This is a genomic window from Microbacterium sp. 01T413_2, from assembly GCF_056398985.1.
The window spans coordinates 13,092-28,494 of sequence record NZ_JBFTQL010000018.1 but is presented as its reverse complement, the minus strand read 5'-3'; the positions used below and the strand labels follow the sequence as shown (position 1 = coordinate 28,494).

Sequence of the window (15,403 nt, the reverse complement as noted above, 5' to 3'; positions counted from 1 at the left end):
ACGCGTGCACAGGCGCGCGCCCAGGCCGCCGCCGCTCAGTCCGGGCCCGTCGCGGATCCGGTTCCCCCGCAGGCACCCGCAGAGGCACTGGCGTACCCCGCCTACCCGCTGCCGGGACAGCTCAACTCCGCGCCCATGGCACAGCCCGCCTACGCGCCCCCGGCTCAGCCCGGATCCGCTCCCGCACCGGCCGGGATCCCGGTGCCCGTGCACGCGGCACCCGCCGCTGCCCCGGTGCTCGACGACGGCACCTATCCGGCCCTGCGCACGCCGACGGCCCGCGGCGCGCTTGCGCTGGACGGCGTATGGCACCAGATCTCGCCGAAGTACGTGATCGCCGAGGTGCTGCTGCGCATCCTCCTGCTCGCGGTGATCGCGGTCGGCGCGTACGCCGCCACGACCCTGCTCGCCCAGCCCTGGCCGTGGGCCTGGACGGTGGCGGGCGTGATCGCTGTCGTGGTCCTGTTCGAGCTCGTGATTCTGCCGCGGCAGGCGAGGGCGATCGGCTACATGCTGCGCGCCGACGACATCGTCTTCCGGCGCGGGATCCTGTGGCAGCGCATGATCGCGGTGCCGTATGGACGCATGCAGCTCGTCGACATCACCCGCGGGCCGGTCGACCGGGCGTTCGGGATCGCCAAGCTCAAGCTCGTCACGGCCGCCGCGACCACCGGCGTCGAGATCCCCGGCATGACCGAGGACGCGGCGGAGTCGCTGCGCGACACTCTCATCGACGTCGCCGAGATGCGCCGGACGGGCCTGTGAGCGCGCCCGAGCAGCCGCCGTACGGCTCGCCCCCCGCGCCGGGGCAGGTCGCTTCCTGGGGGAGCCCGCCCGCACAGGCGCCCGGCACGCCCTCGCTGGCCGATGGCGACTGGCACCGGATGCACCCGCTCACGCCGCTCATGAAGGGCGGCCTGGTACTGGTGATCGTGATCGGATACCTGATCGCGAACCTGCGCGAGAAGATCGTGTACTGGTTCATCTCGATGTTCACGCCGGCGCGGGTGCCCGAGTTCGGGGGCGACCCCGTCGATTGGGTGCTGAACAACAACCTGGTGCTGGTGGTGCTGCTGGGCGTGCTCGCCCTGGCGGTGCTGCTCGTGGCGATGTTCTGGCTGATGTGGCGCTTCCACGACTTCCGCATCACCGAGGCGCACGTCGAGGTGCGCAAGGGCGTGATCTTCCGCTCGCACCGCCGTGCGCCGCTCGACCGGGTGCAGGGCGTGAACCTCACCCGTCCGTTCCCCGCGCGCCTGATCGGGCTGGCCAAGCTCGAGGTCGACGGTGCGGGCAACGATGCGAACGTGCCGCTGGAATACCTCTCCACGGCGAAGGCCGAGTCCGTGCGCGCCGACATCCTGCGCCTCGCCTCCGGGGCACGGCACGCCCGCGACGCGACGCGCGGAGGGGATCCGGCAGCTGCGCGCACGATGCGCGCGCAGCTCGCGGCGTCGATGGACGCCGGCGTCACCGGGCTGATCGCCGGCGTCGACCTCGATGACGTCGCACCGGAGCACGTGCTGCGGATCCCCACCGGGCGTCTCGTSGGYTCGCAYGTGCTGTCCGGACTCACGTGGCTCGCACTGTTCGCGGTGATCTTCGTCGCCGGCATGATCGGCACCCTGCCCGCGGTGCTCGCCGATGCGGGGCCGGCCGGCGGCGCGGTCGCGATCGGCATCGCGCTGGCGATGGGCATCCCGCTGCTGCTCGGTGCCATCGCGGTGACCTGGAGCAGGATCGCGCGAGCGCTGCGTTACTCGATCGCCCCCACACCGGACGGCGTGCGCATCACGTTCGGCCTGTTCACGACCGTGACGGAGACGATCCCGCCCGGGCGCATCTTCGCCGTCGAGGTGATGCAGCCGCTGCTGTGGCGGCCGTTCGGCTGGTGGTCGGTGCGGATCAACCGGATGAGCGGCAAGGCCGCGTCCCAGCAGCAGTCCAGCCAGGCGCAGCAGTTCAACATCGTGCTGCCGGTGGGTGCCCGCGCGGATGTGGAGCGCGTGCTCGGGCTGATCCTGCCCGACGTCCCCGCCGACGTGCTGCCGCTGATCTGGGAGCAGGGCGTGCTCGGCCCCGTCGCCGACGACCCGTACACGACGATCCCGCCGCGCGCCTGGTGGCGGCGACCACTGTCCTGGCGCCGGCACGGCGCCGCCCTCACCGACTTCGCGCTGCTGCTGCGCCGCGGCCGGATCTGGCGGCAACTGGCCGTGTTCCCGCTCGCACGGCTGCAGGGCTTCTCGCTGCACCAGGGCCCGATCGACCGGGCGCAGGGCGTCGCCAAGGCTCAGGCGCACTCCGCCGTCGGCCCTGTGCGGGGCGATGTCTCGGGGCTGGACAGCCAGGCGCTGCTCGGCATGCTGAACACGCTGTCGGTGGAGGCCGCGCGCGCGGCCGCCGCGGACCGGGCGCACCGCTGGGCCGAAGAGCACGACCCGGCGCCCGCAAGCCACGGTCTTCCAGCCGGATATGGCCCCGCCGGCGACAGCCTGCCGGCCGGAGACAGTCTCCCGGCCGGGCACGGACTCCCCGCTGGGCTGGGCGGATCCGCTGGGTCGGGCGGATCTTCAAGCCTGGGCGGATCCGCGGACGGTGCCGCATGACCCGCGCGGGGCGCCTCAACGTCGGCATCATCGGTGCGGGCCATGTGGGGCCGGTGATCGGTGCCGCTCTGGGCGGTGCCGGCCACGCCCTCGTCGGCATCACCGCGGGGTCCGACCCGGACCGGGCGACCGCGGTGCTCCCGGGTGTTGCCGTGATGGGCGCACCCGACCTCGTGCGTGCGTCGCAGCTCGTCGTGATCGCGGTGCCGCACGACCAGCTGCCCGGACTGGTGGCGGGCCTCGCCGAGGTCGGCGCCTGGCAGCCGGGGCAGCTCGTGCTGCACACCGACCCCGCCTACGGCACGGATGTGCTGGAGCCGGCGGTGCGCAGCGGTGCGATCCCGCTCGCCGTGCATCCGGCGATCTCGTTCACGGGCACCACGCTCGATCTGCGCCAGCTGCACGCCTCGTACGCCGCGGTGACGGCGCCGGCGATGGTGCTGCCGATCGCCCAGGCGCTCGCGGTCGAGCTCGGCTGCGAGCCGGTGGTCATCGAGGAAGCGGATCGGCCGGCCTATGCCGAGGCCATCTCGACGGCCTCGGAGTTCGCACGCTCGATCGTCGGGCAGGCGACCGGGATCCTGCGCGGGATCGGTGTGGAGAACCCGGGCGGATACCTGTCGGCGCTCGTCTCCTCGACCTTCGACAGGGCGCTGCGCGAGGTCTCCACGGGCGATCCGCTCTGACGCTGCGCTGCGTATGTCCCGGCGTGCAGCCCCGCACTGCACTCGACGGGCGCGAAGGCGCACGCCGGTAGACTTGGCGGCGACTTCCGAGGAGCCCTGCACATGACCGACGCGCCCGTCACCGCGCCCACCGACGACACCGCTGCGGCGGACGATACCTTTGAGCAGCGCGAGGTGCGCCTCGCCAAGCGCGAGCGGCTGATCGCCGATCGTGCGGATGCCGCGGGCGGTGCCTTCCCGGTGGCGGTGCCGGTCTCGCACACGATCCCGCAGCTGCGCGCCGAGTACGGCGAGCTCGAGCCGGGTGCCGAGACGGGAGTGCTCGTCGGCGTCGCCGGACGCGTGGTGTTCAGCCGCAACACCGGCAAGCTCTGCTTCGCCTCGCTGCAGGCCGGTGACGGATCCCGGATCCAGGCGATGATCTCGCTCGCCAACGTGGGGGAGGAGTCCCTCGCGCAGTGGAAGGAGCTCGTCGACCTCGGCGACCATGTGTTCGTGCACGGCGAGGTGATCTCCAGCCGCCGTGGTGAGTTGTCGATCATGGCCGACAGCTGGACGATCGCGTCCAAGGCGATCCTGCCGCTGCCCAACGCCTACGGTGAGCTCAGCGAGGAGGGCCGCGTGCGCAGCCGCTTCCTCGATCTGATCCTGCGCGACCAGGCGCGGAGCACCGTGCGCGCCCGCGCCGCGGTCAACGCCAGCCTGCGCCAGACCTTCACGAGCCACGACTTCCTCGAGGTGGAGACCCCGATGCTGCAGGTGCAGCACGGCGGCGCCTCGGCCCGCCCGTTCATCACGCACTCGAACGCCTTCGACACCGAGCTCTACCTGCGCATCGCGCCGGAGCTCTACCTGAAGCGCGCCGTCGTCGGCGGGATCGAGCGCGTGTACGAGATCAACCGCAACTTCCGCAACGAGGGGGCCGACTCCACGCACAGCCCGGAGTTCGCCATGCTCGAGGCCTACCAGGCGTACTCCGATTACAACGGCATCGCCGACCTGACGCAGGAGCTGATCCAGAACGCGGCGATCGCAGTCGCCGGATCCACCCTGGTCACCTGGGCCGACGGCACCGAGTACGACCTCGGCGGGCAGTGGGCGCGCATCTCGATGTACGACTCCTTGTCCGAGGCGGCGGGGCGCACGTTCACCCCGTCCGACCCGGTCTCCGACCTCATCGCGTTCGCCGAGGCGAACGGGGTCGACATCCCGCCGCATGCCACCCACGGCAAGCTCATCGAGGAGCTGTGGGAGCACTTCGTCAAGGGCGGCCTGGAGCGGCCGACGTTCGTCATGGACTTCCCCGTCGACACCTCGCCGCTCGTGCGTGAGCACCGTTCGATCCCGGGTGTCGTGGAGAAGTGGGACCTCTACGTGCGCGGCTTCGAGCTCGCCACGGGGTACTCCGAGCTCGTCGACCCCGTCATTCAGCGCGAGCGCTTCGTCGAGCAGGCGAAGCTCGCCGCGGGCGGCGACCTCGAGGCGATGCGCGTGGACGAGGAGTTCCTGCGCGCGCTCGAGCACGGCATGCCGCCGACCGGCGGAATGGGCATGGGCATCGACCGCCTCCTCATGGCCGTGACGGGCCTGGGCATCCGCGAGACGATCCTGTTCCCGCTGGTGAAGTAGCCGCGACGAGCCTGACGAAGTAGCCGCGACGACGAGCCTGGTGAAGTAGCACGTCCGCCGCGGGCCTGATCTCGCCGGCCTGATCCGTAGGCGTGATCCGCCGGCCTGATCCGTAGGCGTCACGCTGCGGCGGCGCGGAAGGACCAGTCCGGCAGCATGCCGGCGTCGACCACCGCGCGCAGCAGCTGCGCGAAGGTGAGCTCGGGGTCCATGGCCTGCGCCTGATCGAGGTACTGCGCGGCGTGCGTCGAGCGGCCGATCGCCCACGACAACCACGCGGCGGCCGCGAGCGGGCCGCCCCGCACCAGGCGTGGGGCGAGCGTGATCGTGCGGCGGACCAGGGCCAGAGCCACGCCCAGGCGATCGCAATCCGGACGCGGGCCGTGCCCGATCAGGATGCCGGCGATGTCCGGCGGCACGGCGGATCCGCTCAAGCCGTGGCCCAACTGAGCGGCCAGCGCCTGGTCGCCGCGGTCGATGCTGCTGGCCCACTGCACGAGTGCGACATCCCGCAGTGCCGGACGGTTCAGGATCCACACGAGCGCGGCCGTCGCGAACGGCGACAGCGCCTCGGGTGAATCCAGCACCTCCTCCAGGAACGACGGCAGATCGTCCAGCAGCAGCGCCGTCTCCAGGGCTCTCGGATCCGTTCGCTCCACGGCTGCCGGCGGTGTGCGCCCGGGGGTGGCGGAGCCGAGCACGCGTTCGATGGCGAGGAGCGCGCGGCCGACGGATTCCGCGGCGAACAGTCCGGGGGACGGCAGCTCGGTGCCGCTGAACTGATCCGGGGCGGGCCCGGCGAAGCCCGGCACCGAGGGCGGGGCCGGCACCTCGGCCAGCGGATGCGGCGCGGCCTGCGGGTCGCGGTAGTCCGCCCAGGATCCGGGCCCGACGAACAGCGCCTCGACCACGTGCAGACCGCACGCCTCGGCGCGACGGACCAGTTCCTCCACGAGCGACGCGGCGGGAAGCCCTGTCTCAGGGAGCCATACGTCGGCGCCGGACGCAGCCAAGGATGGAAGCTCCGCGCCGGGCGTCGGTCCCGCTGCGGGAGCCGCGCCGTCGGCGTACACCGTGATCGCCAGCGCATCCGTGTCGGGGACGCGGCAGGCCAGTCCGATCGCCGTCGCGGCGAACTCCTCCGCGGTGGGGGCGGGCGTCGAGGCGGCGGGTTCTGTGCCGCGGTGAGCCCGAGCCGACGAGGGCGACGGCTGCCCGGTGGGAGGAGCGGATCCGACGGACCCCGCCGGCAGGTCGAAGCGGAGCGCGCCGGCGGTGCGCGATCCGCGGAAGGGCAGCAGCACCACGGAGTCGCGCGGAGTGAAGCCGGTGAGCACGGGGATGGCGGCGAGCAGCTCGGCGGCGCCCGCGGCATGGACGATCGTTGTCATGGATCCACGATGGGCATCCGGCCGGACCCGGCTCCGCGTCAGGAACGGAACAGGGGAACAGGATCCACTCGGGTCTGATTGTGCGGACTGATCGAGTGCTCCTGAGGGCACCAGCGGAAACGAGGGCGGGGAGTTCGGGTCGGCCTGCGCGGCCGGCGTTCACCCCTTGTCGAACTCGACGAGGGGTGAACGCCGTCTCCGCGAGCCTCCACGGTTCCTTTGGGATCCGTCATGGCGCAGCGGCCCCTGTGCGGGCCGGGACCACCGCCGTTCAGATCGCGGCGCGCAAGCCGTCGACGAGGGGGGTCGTGGGGCGTCCGATCAGGCGCGCGAGAGTGCCGTCGGTCTCCGCGAGCGCGCCGGCACGGATGCCCGCGTCGAGCGTGGTCACGAACCAGACCGTCCCGGAGTCCAGCCCTGCGTCCTCCAGCGCGGCCGCGTGCTCCTCGGTGCTCAGCGGCGTGTACCGGACCTCGCGGCCGGTGATCTCGGTCGCCGCGGCGGCGAGGTCATCGAAGTTCCAGGCGATGTCGCCGGCGAGCTCGTAGACCTGGCCGAGGTGGCCGTCCTCCATGAGCACCACGGCGGCCGCTTCCGCGAAGTCGGCGCGGCTGGCAGAGGCGATCCGGCCGTCGCCGACGCTGGCGGCGATGACGCCGGTGTCCTTCGCCCGCGCGACGTCTGCGGCGTAGTTCTCGGTGTACCAGTTGTTGCGGAGGATCACGGCGGGGAGTCCGGAGGCCGCGATCGCCTCCTCGGTGGCCTTGTGCTCCGGGGCGAGCACAAGATCGCTGGTCGTCGCCTTCGGGGCGCTCGTGTAGACGAGCTTCGCGACGCCCGCGTTCTTCGCTGCGTCGATCACGGCCTGGTGCTGCGGGGCGCGCTTGCCCACCTCGCTGCCCGAGACGAGCATCACGGCATCCGCACCGTCCGCCGCCGCCGCGACGGTCTCCGGCGCGTCGTAGTCGAGAGCGACGACCTGCACGCCCCGCGCCGCGAGGTCGGATGCCTTGGCGATGTCGCGCGCGCCTGCTCGGATGCTCGACGCGTCGACGCCGCGGGCGAGGAGGCTGTCGATGATGAGGCGGCCGAGGTGGCCGGTGGCACCGGTGACGAGGATGGTCATGGCGTTCCTTTCCTAGAGGGTTCGCACGTCGCAACGCATCCCGGAACGGACACCTTCCCGAAGATCGGTACCCACTTTGAGGTAAGGTACCCACATGGTCGTTAGTTTTGCGCAGATCCGGTCATCCCAGGATCGGCTTTTCGAGGAGGGATGCCAGACGCGCGTCGTTCTGGACCACATCATGAGCAAGTGGGGCGTCCTGGTGCTCTCGGCGCTGTCGGACGACACCCTGCGCTGGGGCGAGTTGCGCCGTCGGGTCGACGGCATCAGCGAGAAGATGCTCGCGTCCACCCTGCGCACGCTCGCTTCGGACGGCCTCGTGCACCGGGAGTCGTTCCCCGCCGTCCCGCCCCACGTGGAGTACAGCCTGACCCCGCTCGGCCGCGACCTCATGGAGAGGATGCTCCCGCTCGTCGCCTGGGTCGCCGAGCACGCCGAGGAAATGGTGTAGCGCGCCGGGCACCCGACCGCCGGCGAGCACTCCTCGTGCCTCTCGGGCGGAACGGCGATGGCCGCTCCCAGCGGGCCCACCGGAGCCCCGGGTAGGATCGCAGCATGGACGAATTCTGGGTGGCCGCCGCGTGGTCGGTGATCCCCACGATCGTCGTCTGCGTCGTGTTCTGGTTCGTGCTCCGCGGGATCCTGCGCTTCGACCGCACCGAGCGGCAGACGCACGCGCGGATCGAGGCCGAGGAACGCGCCGCCCGCGGCCTGCCGCCGCGCTCCTCCTGAGCCGCGACTGAACTGCCACTGAGCCGCCTCCGGGCGTTGTCCGCTCCAGCCGCTACTGTGGGACGAAGTCGCCGATCGGCGACTCTTCCCGGGTCAGGAGTGGCGCATGGACCCCAACGTGTGGGCCCTGATCATCGCGGTTGCGGCTCTTCTGATCGACCTCACGATCCGCATCATCGCGATCATCGTCGTGCCGCGCAACCGCCGCCCCACGGCCGCGACGGCGTGGTTGCTGGCGATCTACTTCATCCCGTACATCGGGGTACTGCTGTTCCTGCTGATCGGGAATCCGCGGCTGCCCCGCGCGAGGCGCAAGAAGCAGGACCTCATCAACGAGACCATCGCCGAGGTCACGAAGGACCTGCATCTGGGGCGCTCCGATGCGGAGATGCCGGAGAGCCTCGCCTCCCTGGTGCGCATGAACCAGCGCCTCGGGGCCCTGCCGCTGTTCGGGGACAACGGCGCGCACCTGATCTCCGACTACCAGGCCTCGCTCGACGCCATGGCCGATGCGATCCGGGACGCGACCGAGTTCGTGCACGTCGAGTTCTACATCCTGCAGTCGGACGCCTCGACCGACAACTTCTTCCGCGCGATGGAGGAGACGGCCGCCCGCGGCGTGCCCGTGCGGGTGCTGCTGGATCACTGGGCGAACCGGTGGAAACCGCGTTACAAGCAGACCATCGCCCGGCTGGATGCGATGGGTGCCGACTGGCACCTGATGCTGCCGGTGCAGCCGCTCAAGGGACGCACGCAGCGCCCCGATCTGCGCAATCACCGCAAGCTCCTCGTCGTCGACAACGAGGTGGCGTTCCTCGGATCCCAGAACGTCACCGACTCGACCTACAACCTGCCGAAGAACATCAAGCGCGGTCTGCACTGGGTCGACCTGATGGTGCGCGTCGACGGTCCCGTGGTCGGGAGCGTGAACGCGGTCTTCCTGTCCGACTGGTACAGCGAGACCGACGACGTGCCGGACTCCGTCGCTTTCGCGCCGACGGAGAGCGGCAGCGGCGACCTGGACTGCCAGATCGTGCCCTCGGGCCCCGGCTTCGAGGCGGAGAACAACCTCCGGCTGTTCCTCGGCCTGCTGTACGCCGCTGAGCGCAAGATCATGATCGTGAGCCCCTACTTCGTGCCGGACGAGGCGCTGCTGCTCGCCGTCTCGACGGCATGCGACCGCGGGCTCCAGGTCGAGCTGTTCGTCTCGGAGGAGGGCGATCAGGCGATCGTCTACCATGCGCAGCGCAGTTACTACGAGGCGCTGCTGCGCGCCGGCGTGCGGATCTGGATGTATCGCAAGCCGTACATCCTGCACACCAAGAGCCTCACGATCGACGACGATGTCGCGGTCATCGGATCCAGCAACATGGACATGCGCTCTTTCGGTCTGAACCTCGAGATCTCGATGCTCGTGCGCGGCGAGGAGTTCGTGCGGGAGCTGCGCGAGGTCGAAGACCGCTACCGTTCGCTCAGCCGCGAGCTGACGCTGGAGGAGTGGATGCAGCAGCCGCTGCGTTCCACGGTGCTGGACAACCTCGCCCGGCTCACCTCGTCGCTGCAGTAGCGTCGGCGCGGGCGACTGCGGGGCCGCCCGGGGCATGGTGGCCCGAATCCGCGCTGGATAGCATGAGCGCATGAGGATCCGCACCGCTCTGGCCATCGCGGCGATCGCCGCGTCCGCGACGATCGCCCTGGCGGGCTGCGCGCAGCTGGAACCGGTGAGCCCGCCCATCCCGACCGCCGATTCGACGGCATCGCCCGAGCCGTCCACGGATCCGGCGGCGGCCTGGCTGGACGGCGGGCGCGGGATCGGGCTCGTCACCTACGGGTCCTCCTCGCTCGCCTGCACCCCCGTCGCCGAGGACGTGAAGGCCGACGGGCAGACGGTCATGGTGACGCTCGCCGAACCGGATCCGAAGGCCGTGTGCACGGCCGACTTCGCGCCGCGGGCGACGTACATCGGAGTCCCCGAAGGCATCGACGCGTCCAAGGACGTGACCCTGTCGTTCCACGGCGGCGGCTTCCAGGGGCGGCTTCCCCTCGAGGGGAGCAGCGCGCTCAGCACCGGCGGCAGCAGCGATGGCAAACCCAGTGCCGGTTGGTTCTCCGACAATGGGATCATGCTCCTGACCTGGGGATCCTCGACGTGCCGGCCGGTCGTGACCGATCTGACCGAGAATCAGGACAAGACCGGGGCGACCGTGACGTTCCAGACCGACGCCACCCAGGTCTGCACCATGGACTTCGTGCCCCGGATCACGATGCTCGGCGTGAACGCGCCCGCCGATCCTGCCGGCTACGCGTTGACGCTCAAGGGCGACCACCTGGACGGCACGGTCACCGTCATCGGCTGACGTCGGTCAGGCCGGGCTGATCACGTGCCCGGCCGGCACTGCCACCAGCAGCGCGCCCGGGTCGATCCGGCAATGGATCCGCACGGCCTCGCCGAACTCGTCGCCGTCCAGTTCGACGGGGGCGGGCTCGGTGGTGGCAGCATCCGCATCGCTGCCCTGGAGGTAGCGGATCGAGCCGCCGGATCCGGTGAGCTCGATCATGCGCCTCCCGGCCTTGCTGCGACGCAGCACCGAGTTCTGCCACCACACGGTGCGCCACACCGCCAGCCATCCGAACGGACCGCGCGCCTGGATGACCGCGACGTCGAGGGTGCCGTCGGTGATCGAGGCGTCGGGGATGAGCGCGATGCCCGCGGGCAGCGCCCCGCAGTTCGCGAACAGCATGCTGTGCACCTTGACCGAGTGCAGCTTGAGGTCGTCCACCGCGTACATGATGCGGAACGGCTTCGCGCCGGGCAGGGAGCGCGCGGCGCCGTCGACGTAGGCCACCCAGCCCACGGACTTCTTGAGACCCGGACGGGTGTTCGCGATCATGTGCGCGTCCAGTCCGATGCCGGCGAGCACGACGAACCCGTGCCTCTGCACGTTCCCGTCCGCCCGGGTCAGTTCCGCCCAGCCGATGTCGACCGGATGGCGGTCGCCGTGGAACACCGCGTCGATCACGGTCGACGGGGTGTCCAGCGCCAGGCCCAGATTGCGGGCGAGGAGGTTGCCCGTGCCGCTGGGAACGATCGCCAGAGGCACGCCCGTGCCCGCCATCGTCTCGGACACGGCGCGGACGGTGCCGTCGCCGCCGGCCACCAGCACGGCGGCGGCCCCGTCGGCGAGGGCGATGCGGGTGGCCTCCTGGCCGGGATCCTGCACGGAGGTCTCGACGATGAGCGGGGCGTCCCAGCCCGCCTCGGCCGACAGCATGCGCAGCAGTTCGACGAGCTTCGGCGCATCGGCCTTGACCGGGTTGACGACGAGTGCGGCGCGCGGGCGTCCGGCCTCGTCAGTCATGCGCTCAGCCTAGCCCGCGGCCTCCCGCGCTTCTCTCGATCGAGTCGTCCCCCTGAGCGCGACCTATATCCCGTGCTCAGGGGGACGACTCGACGCAGAGAGAGGCCCGAAGACGACGCCCTAGACTTGTCAGGTGATCGACCTCGCCCTTCTCCGCGACGAGCCCGAGCTCGTCCGTCAGTCCCAGGCCGCGCGCGGCAACGCGCCGGAGACCGTCGATGCGGCGATCGAGGCCGACCGATCGCGCCGTGCGGCCCTCTCCGCGTTCGAGGAGCTGCGCGCCGAGCAGAACGCGTTCGGCAAGCAGGTCGCGAAGGCGCCCAAGGACGAGAAGGCTGCACTGGTCGCGCAGGCGAAGGACCTCGCCGAGCGGGTGAAGCAGGCGCAGGCCGCGTCGAACGAGGCCGCGGAGGTCGCGGCGGACGCGCTCGCCGCGATCGAGAACGTCGTCATCGACGGAGTCCCCGCCGGTGGCGAGGACGACTTCGTCGAGCTGCGCCGGGTCGGCGAGACCCCGACGTTCGACTTCGAGGCGCGCGACCACCTCGCCATCGGCGAGCTCCTCGGCGCGATCGACATGGAGCGCGGGGCGAAGGTCTCCGGCGCCCGGTTCTACTTCCTCACCGGCATCGGTGCGCGGCTCGAGATCGCGCTCATGAACCTCGCGCTGGACAAGGCTCTCGCCGCCGGATTCACCCCGATGATCGTGCCCACGCTGGTGCGCCCGGAGATCATGCAGGGGACCGGCTTCCTCGGCAAGCACGCCGACGAGGTCTACCACCTCGACAAGGACGACGACCTCTACCTTGTCGGCACCAGCGAGGTGGCCCTGGCCGGCTATCACTCCGGGGAGATCGTCGACCTGTCCCGCGGCGCCCTGCGCTACGCCGGCTGGTCCACCTGCTACCGCCGCGAGGCCGGTTCCTATGGCAAGGACACCCGCGGCATCATCCGCGTGCACCAGTTCAACAAGCTCGAGATGTTCGTCTACACGACCCCCGAGGACGCCGAGGCCGAGCACCTTCGCCTCGTCGGCCTGCAGGAGGAGATGCTCACGGCGCTCGGCCTGTCCTACCGGGTGATCGACGTGGCGGCAGGGGATCTCGGATCCAGTGCCGCGCGCAAGTACGACATCGAGGCGTGGGTGCCCACGCAGGGCGCATTCCGCGAGCTGACCTCCACGTCGAACTGCACCACGTATCAGGCGCGCCGCCTCGACATCCGGCACCGGCCGGACGCGGTGGAGGGCACGGCGAAGACCCAGCACGTGGCGACGCTGAACGGCACCCTGGCCACCACGCGCTGGATCGTCGCGATCCTCGAGACGCACCAGCAGGAGGACGGATCCGTGCGGGTGCCGGAGGTCCTGCGTCCCTATCTCGGCGGGCTCGAAGTGCTCCGCCCGCTCGGCGCCGCATCGGTCCCTGAGCCTGTCGAAGGCGCCGTGGAGGCCGAGGGCTCGAACGCATGACGAACGCCTGGCTCATCGCCCTCGACATCGACGGCACCATCCTGCTGCAGGACGAGACGATGAGCCCGGGCGTCCCCGACGCCGTGGCTCGCGCGCGCGACGCAGGCCACGAGGTCATGCTCGCGACCGGCCGCAGCTGGATGGGCACGCACCGCTTCCTCGACCAGCTCGAGATCCGCCCCGAGTTCGTGGTGTGCTCGAACGGTGCGGTCACCATGCGGCGCATCGGGTCGGCCGCGGAGGCCGCAGCAGGCCTCGCCGTAGACGGCTATGAGCGCTGGAACGTGGAGACCTTCGACCCCTCCGCCGTGCTCGCGCTGCTGCACGACCGTCTGCCCGACGCGCGGTACATGGTGGAGCTCGGATCCGGCCAGCGCCTATACACCGCCGAGCTCGACGACTGGACGCTCGACGGCGGGCGCCAGGTCTCCTTCGCTGAGCTGAGCGCCCAGGAGGTGTCGCGCGTGGTCGTGGTCTCGCCGGGCCACGATGAGGACGACTTCCACCGGCTCGTGCAGGACGCCGGGCTCAACGAGGTGTCGTACGCGATCGGCTGGACCGCGTGGCTTGACATCGCGCCCCGCGGCGTGGACAAGGGCACCGCTCTGGCTCGCGTGCGGGAGACGCTCGGCGGCGAGGGCGACCTCGTGATGGTCGCCGGAGATGGCCGCAACGACCTCGGCATGTTCGCCTGGGCGCGCGACTTCGGAGGCCGCGCGGTGGCGATGGGGCAGGCGCCCGAGGAGGTCAAGGCTGCGGCCAGCGAGGTCACCGGCGACGTCGAGGACGGCGGACTCGCCACGGCCATCGAGCGGATCGTGCTCACCGTTCCCGCGGCCTCCTGATCCTCTTCTGCGCCGCCATCAGGCTTTCACTCAGCGGCCGCCCAGCCGCGTCCGGGCACAATGGAGAAGCGCTCGCAGGGCGCTACCCGGTTCTCCGTTAGACTCAACCCCTGTTCGGCGTGCGCATGCGCGCCGAGGAGAGTTGTCCGAGCGGCCGAAGGACCTGGTCTTGAAAACCAGTGGGCAGCAATGTCCCGTGGGTTCGAATCCCACACTCTCCGCTGAGTGAGCGCAGGGTGGCGCGGTTCACCCCGCTGAACGTGAAAGGCACCGTGTGAGCGTGACGCCCCGATCCCGACGCCCCGTCGCCGGACACGGCCAGCTGCGCCGTCCGAGCGCCTGGAGCCAGCTGATGAAGATCCTCGGCATCGCCATGGCCGTGGTGCTCGTCTCGGGTGTCTCCGTCGCGGCGTACGTCGCCTACGACCTGGGCCACACGTTCAGTGCGAACGCGGTCGCTCTGGATGGCGAAGCGTCGGTGCCGCCGGACATCGGTGCGATCAAGGGCGGCGTGAACATGCTGCTCGTGGGCAGCGACATCTGCGAGTCGAAGTTCTCTGCGGAGTTCGGCGACCGCTGCTCGGATCCGGGCAACGAGGGCGAGCGCAACGACACGAACCTGCTGCTGCACATCTCCGACGCCCCGCGACGGGTGACCGTCATCACGTTCCCGCGTGACCTCATGGTCCCGATCCCGTCGTGCACCGACGCGCAGGGCAACGCGACCAGCGAGATGTCCAAGCAGCCGATCAACGTCACGCTCGAGACGGGCGGGCTGAACTGCGTCGCCCGCACGATCAGCAAAGTGTCCGGGCTCGACATCCAGTTCGCCGCGAAGGTCACCTGGGGCGGCGTGATCGAGATCACGAACGCCATCGGCGGCGTCGACGTCTGCATCGCCAACGGCATCGACGATCCCGACACCGCGCTCAAGCTCACGCCGGGCACGCATACTCTGCAGGGGTACGAGGCCCTGCAGTTCCTGCGCACCCGGCACGGCGTCGGCGACGGCAGCGACCTCGGGCGCGGCAGCAACCAGCAGGTGTACATGTCGTCGCTGGCACGCAAGATGGTGTCCGCACAGGTGCTCGGCAACCCCGGCACGCTGCTCAAGCTCGCGAACACGGTGATGTCGAACGTCACCCCCAGCACCACCCTGACCAGCCCGACGTTGCTCGTGCAGATCGCGCTGGCGATGAAGGACGTGCCGCTGGACCAGATCAACTTCGTGAACTACCCGGTGCTCACCGACCCCGACAACCCGAACAAGGTCGTGCCGGACACCGACAGTGCGGACCAGCTCTGGGCGGCCCTCGCGGCGAACCAGCCGATCCAGGTCGCCGGCCAGCGCGACGATGCGGTCGTCTCCGCGACGCCGACGCCGACGGATCCCGCGACGACCGATCCCGCGACGACGGATCCGTCCGCGACCCCGACCCCCGGGGCGACCTCGGGCCCCGTCGAGCTGCCGAAGAACGTCTCCGGCCAGTCCGCGGCACAGCAGACCTGCTCCAACGGCAACGGCTTCGAAGGCTGAGCAGCTTCCCGACGGTAG

Annotated in this window: 14 protein-coding genes and 1 tRNA gene; 12 read left to right on the top strand and 3 right to left on the bottom strand. The window is 70.7% G+C overall.

Annotated features, from left to right (window positions below; genetic code table 11):
• Positions 1-135 precede the first annotated feature (135 nt).
• The 4 genes from AC1DMN_RS10860 (at position 136) to lysS (ending at position 4,924) form a co-directional block, all read left to right on the top strand.
• Entirely contained in the window at positions 136-765 is a 630-nt protein-coding gene (locus tag AC1DMN_RS10860; RefSeq protein WP_441975697.1) for a PH domain-containing protein, read from the top strand.
• On the top strand, positions 762-2,609 hold the full coding sequence (locus AC1DMN_RS10855; RefSeq protein ID WP_477230536.1) for a PH domain-containing protein: 1,848 nt from the start codon (positions 762-764) through the stop codon (positions 2,607-2,609). Before AC1DMN_RS10860 ends, AC1DMN_RS10855 begins: the two co-directional genes overlap by 4 nt.
• Positions 2,606-3,295, top strand: coding sequence for a DUF2520 domain-containing protein (locus tag AC1DMN_RS10850; protein WP_441975470.1), 690 nt, complete (start codon positions 2,606-2,608; stop codon positions 3,293-3,295). Before AC1DMN_RS10855 ends, AC1DMN_RS10850 begins: the two co-directional genes overlap by 4 nt.
• A gap of 102 nt (positions 3,296-3,397) precedes the next feature.
• On the top strand, positions 3,398-4,924 hold the full coding sequence (lysS, locus tag AC1DMN_RS10845) for a lysine--tRNA ligase (protein ID WP_477230535.1): 1,527 nt from the start codon (positions 3,398-3,400) through the stop codon (positions 4,922-4,924).
• Positions 4,925-5,043: 119 nt separating this feature from the next.
• On the opposite strand, the gene AC1DMN_RS10840 is transcribed toward lysS, so the two are convergent.
• Together AC1DMN_RS10840 and AC1DMN_RS10835 are read right to left on the bottom strand one after the other, a co-directional pair.
• Entirely contained in the window at positions 5,044-6,315 is a 1,272-nt protein-coding gene (locus AC1DMN_RS10840) for a DUF4192 family protein (RefSeq protein WP_477230534.1), read from the bottom strand.
• Positions 6,316-6,586: 271 nt separating this feature from the next.
• Positions 6,587-7,441, bottom strand: a complete 855-nt coding sequence (locus AC1DMN_RS10835) for an SDR family oxidoreductase (protein WP_477230533.1) — start codon at positions 7,439-7,441, stop codon at positions 6,587-6,589.
• A 94-nt stretch (positions 7,442-7,535) separates the two neighbouring features.
• Here AC1DMN_RS10835 and AC1DMN_RS10830 point away from each other — a divergent pair, with 94 nt between their 5' ends.
• The 4 genes from AC1DMN_RS10830 to AC1DMN_RS10815 all read left to right on the top strand — a co-directional run bounded on the left by AC1DMN_RS10830 (position 7,536) and on the right by AC1DMN_RS10815 (position 10,530).
• A complete protein-coding gene (locus tag AC1DMN_RS10830; protein ID WP_440735004.1) occupies positions 7,536-7,892 on the top strand; it encodes a winged helix-turn-helix transcriptional regulator in 357 nt (118 codons plus the stop codon).
• Positions 7,893-7,996: 104 nt separating this feature from the next.
• Positions 7,997-8,173, top strand: coding sequence for a hypothetical protein (locus AC1DMN_RS10825; RefSeq protein WP_309336988.1), 177 nt, complete (start codon positions 7,997-7,999; stop codon positions 8,171-8,173).
• 106 nt (positions 8,174-8,279) lie between these two features.
• Complete coding sequence (cls, locus tag AC1DMN_RS10820) at positions 8,280-9,740, top strand: cardiolipin synthase (RefSeq protein ID WP_440735005.1); 1,461 nt, start codon at positions 8,280-8,282, stop codon at positions 9,738-9,740.
• A gap of 70 nt (positions 9,741-9,810) precedes the next feature.
• Entirely contained in the window at positions 9,811-10,530 is a 720-nt protein-coding gene (locus AC1DMN_RS10815; RefSeq protein WP_477230532.1) for a hypothetical protein, read from the top strand.
• Positions 10,531-10,536: 6 nt separating this feature from the next.
• On the opposite strand, the gene AC1DMN_RS10810 is transcribed toward AC1DMN_RS10815, so the two are convergent.
• Positions 10,537-11,532: a diacylglycerol/lipid kinase family protein gene (locus AC1DMN_RS10810; protein WP_477230531.1), complete on the bottom strand. Its 996-nt coding sequence runs from the start codon at positions 11,530-11,532 to the stop codon at positions 10,537-10,539.
• 133 nt (positions 11,533-11,665) lie between these two features.
• Between AC1DMN_RS10810 and serS the strand changes: the two genes are divergently transcribed.
• The 4 genes from serS (at position 11,666) to AC1DMN_RS10790 (ending at position 15,385) form a co-directional block, all read left to right on the top strand.
• A complete protein-coding gene (gene serS, locus AC1DMN_RS10805; RefSeq protein WP_477230530.1) occupies positions 11,666-13,003 on the top strand; it encodes a serine--tRNA ligase in 1,338 nt (445 codons plus the stop codon).
• The gene (locus AC1DMN_RS10800; RefSeq protein WP_477230529.1) at positions 13,000-13,848 is read left to right on the top strand and encodes an HAD family hydrolase; all 849 of its coding nucleotides are present in this window, start codon (positions 13,000-13,002) and stop codon (positions 13,846-13,848) included. The genes serS and AC1DMN_RS10800 overlap by 4 nt, the downstream gene beginning before the upstream one ends.
• A 136-nt stretch (positions 13,849-13,984) precedes the next feature.
• A tRNA-Ser gene (locus AC1DMN_RS10795) sits at positions 13,985-14,069 on the top strand.
• Positions 14,070-14,128: 59 nt separating this feature from the next.
• Positions 14,129-15,385, top strand: a complete 1,257-nt coding sequence (locus AC1DMN_RS10790; protein ID WP_477230528.1) for an LCP family protein — start codon at positions 14,129-14,131, stop codon at positions 15,383-15,385.
• The last annotated feature ends 18 nt before the right edge of the window (positions 15,386-15,403 follow it).

Coding starts and splice junctions, on each gene's coding strand:
- AC1DMN_RS10840 (WP_477230534.1), bottom strand. CDS start 6,315: ATGACAACGATCGTCCATGCCGCGGGCGCCGCCGAGCTGCTCGCCGCC.
- AC1DMN_RS10830 (WP_440735004.1), top strand. CDS start 7,536: ATGGTCGTTAGTTTTGCGCAGATCCGGTCATCCCAGGATCGGCTTTTC.
- AC1DMN_RS10850 (WP_441975470.1), top strand. CDS start 2,606: ATGACCCGCGCGGGGCGCCTCAACGTCGGCATCATCGGTGCGGGCCAT.
- AC1DMN_RS10835 (WP_477230533.1), bottom strand. CDS start 7,441: ATGACCATCCTCGTCACCGGTGCCACCGGCCACCTCGGCCGCCTCATC.
- AC1DMN_RS10815 (WP_477230532.1), top strand. CDS start 9,811: ATGAGGATCCGCACCGCTCTGGCCATCGCGGCGATCGCCGCGTCCGCG.
- AC1DMN_RS10825 (WP_309336988.1), top strand. CDS start 7,997: ATGGACGAATTCTGGGTGGCCGCCGCGTGGTCGGTGATCCCCACGATC.
- AC1DMN_RS10800 (WP_477230529.1), top strand. CDS start 13,000: ATGACGAACGCCTGGCTCATCGCCCTCGACATCGACGGCACCATCCTG.
- AC1DMN_RS10810 (WP_477230531.1), bottom strand. CDS start 11,532: ATGACTGACGAGGCCGGACGCCCGCGCGCCGCACTCGTCGTCAACCCG.
- cls (WP_440735005.1), top strand. CDS start 8,280: ATGGACCCCAACGTGTGGGCCCTGATCATCGCGGTTGCGGCTCTTCTG.
- lysS (WP_477230535.1), top strand. CDS start 3,398: ATGACCGACGCGCCCGTCACCGCGCCCACCGACGACACCGCTGCGGCG.
- AC1DMN_RS10860 (WP_441975697.1), top strand. CDS start 136: ATGGCACAGCCCGCCTACGCGCCCCCGGCTCAGCCCGGATCCGCTCCC.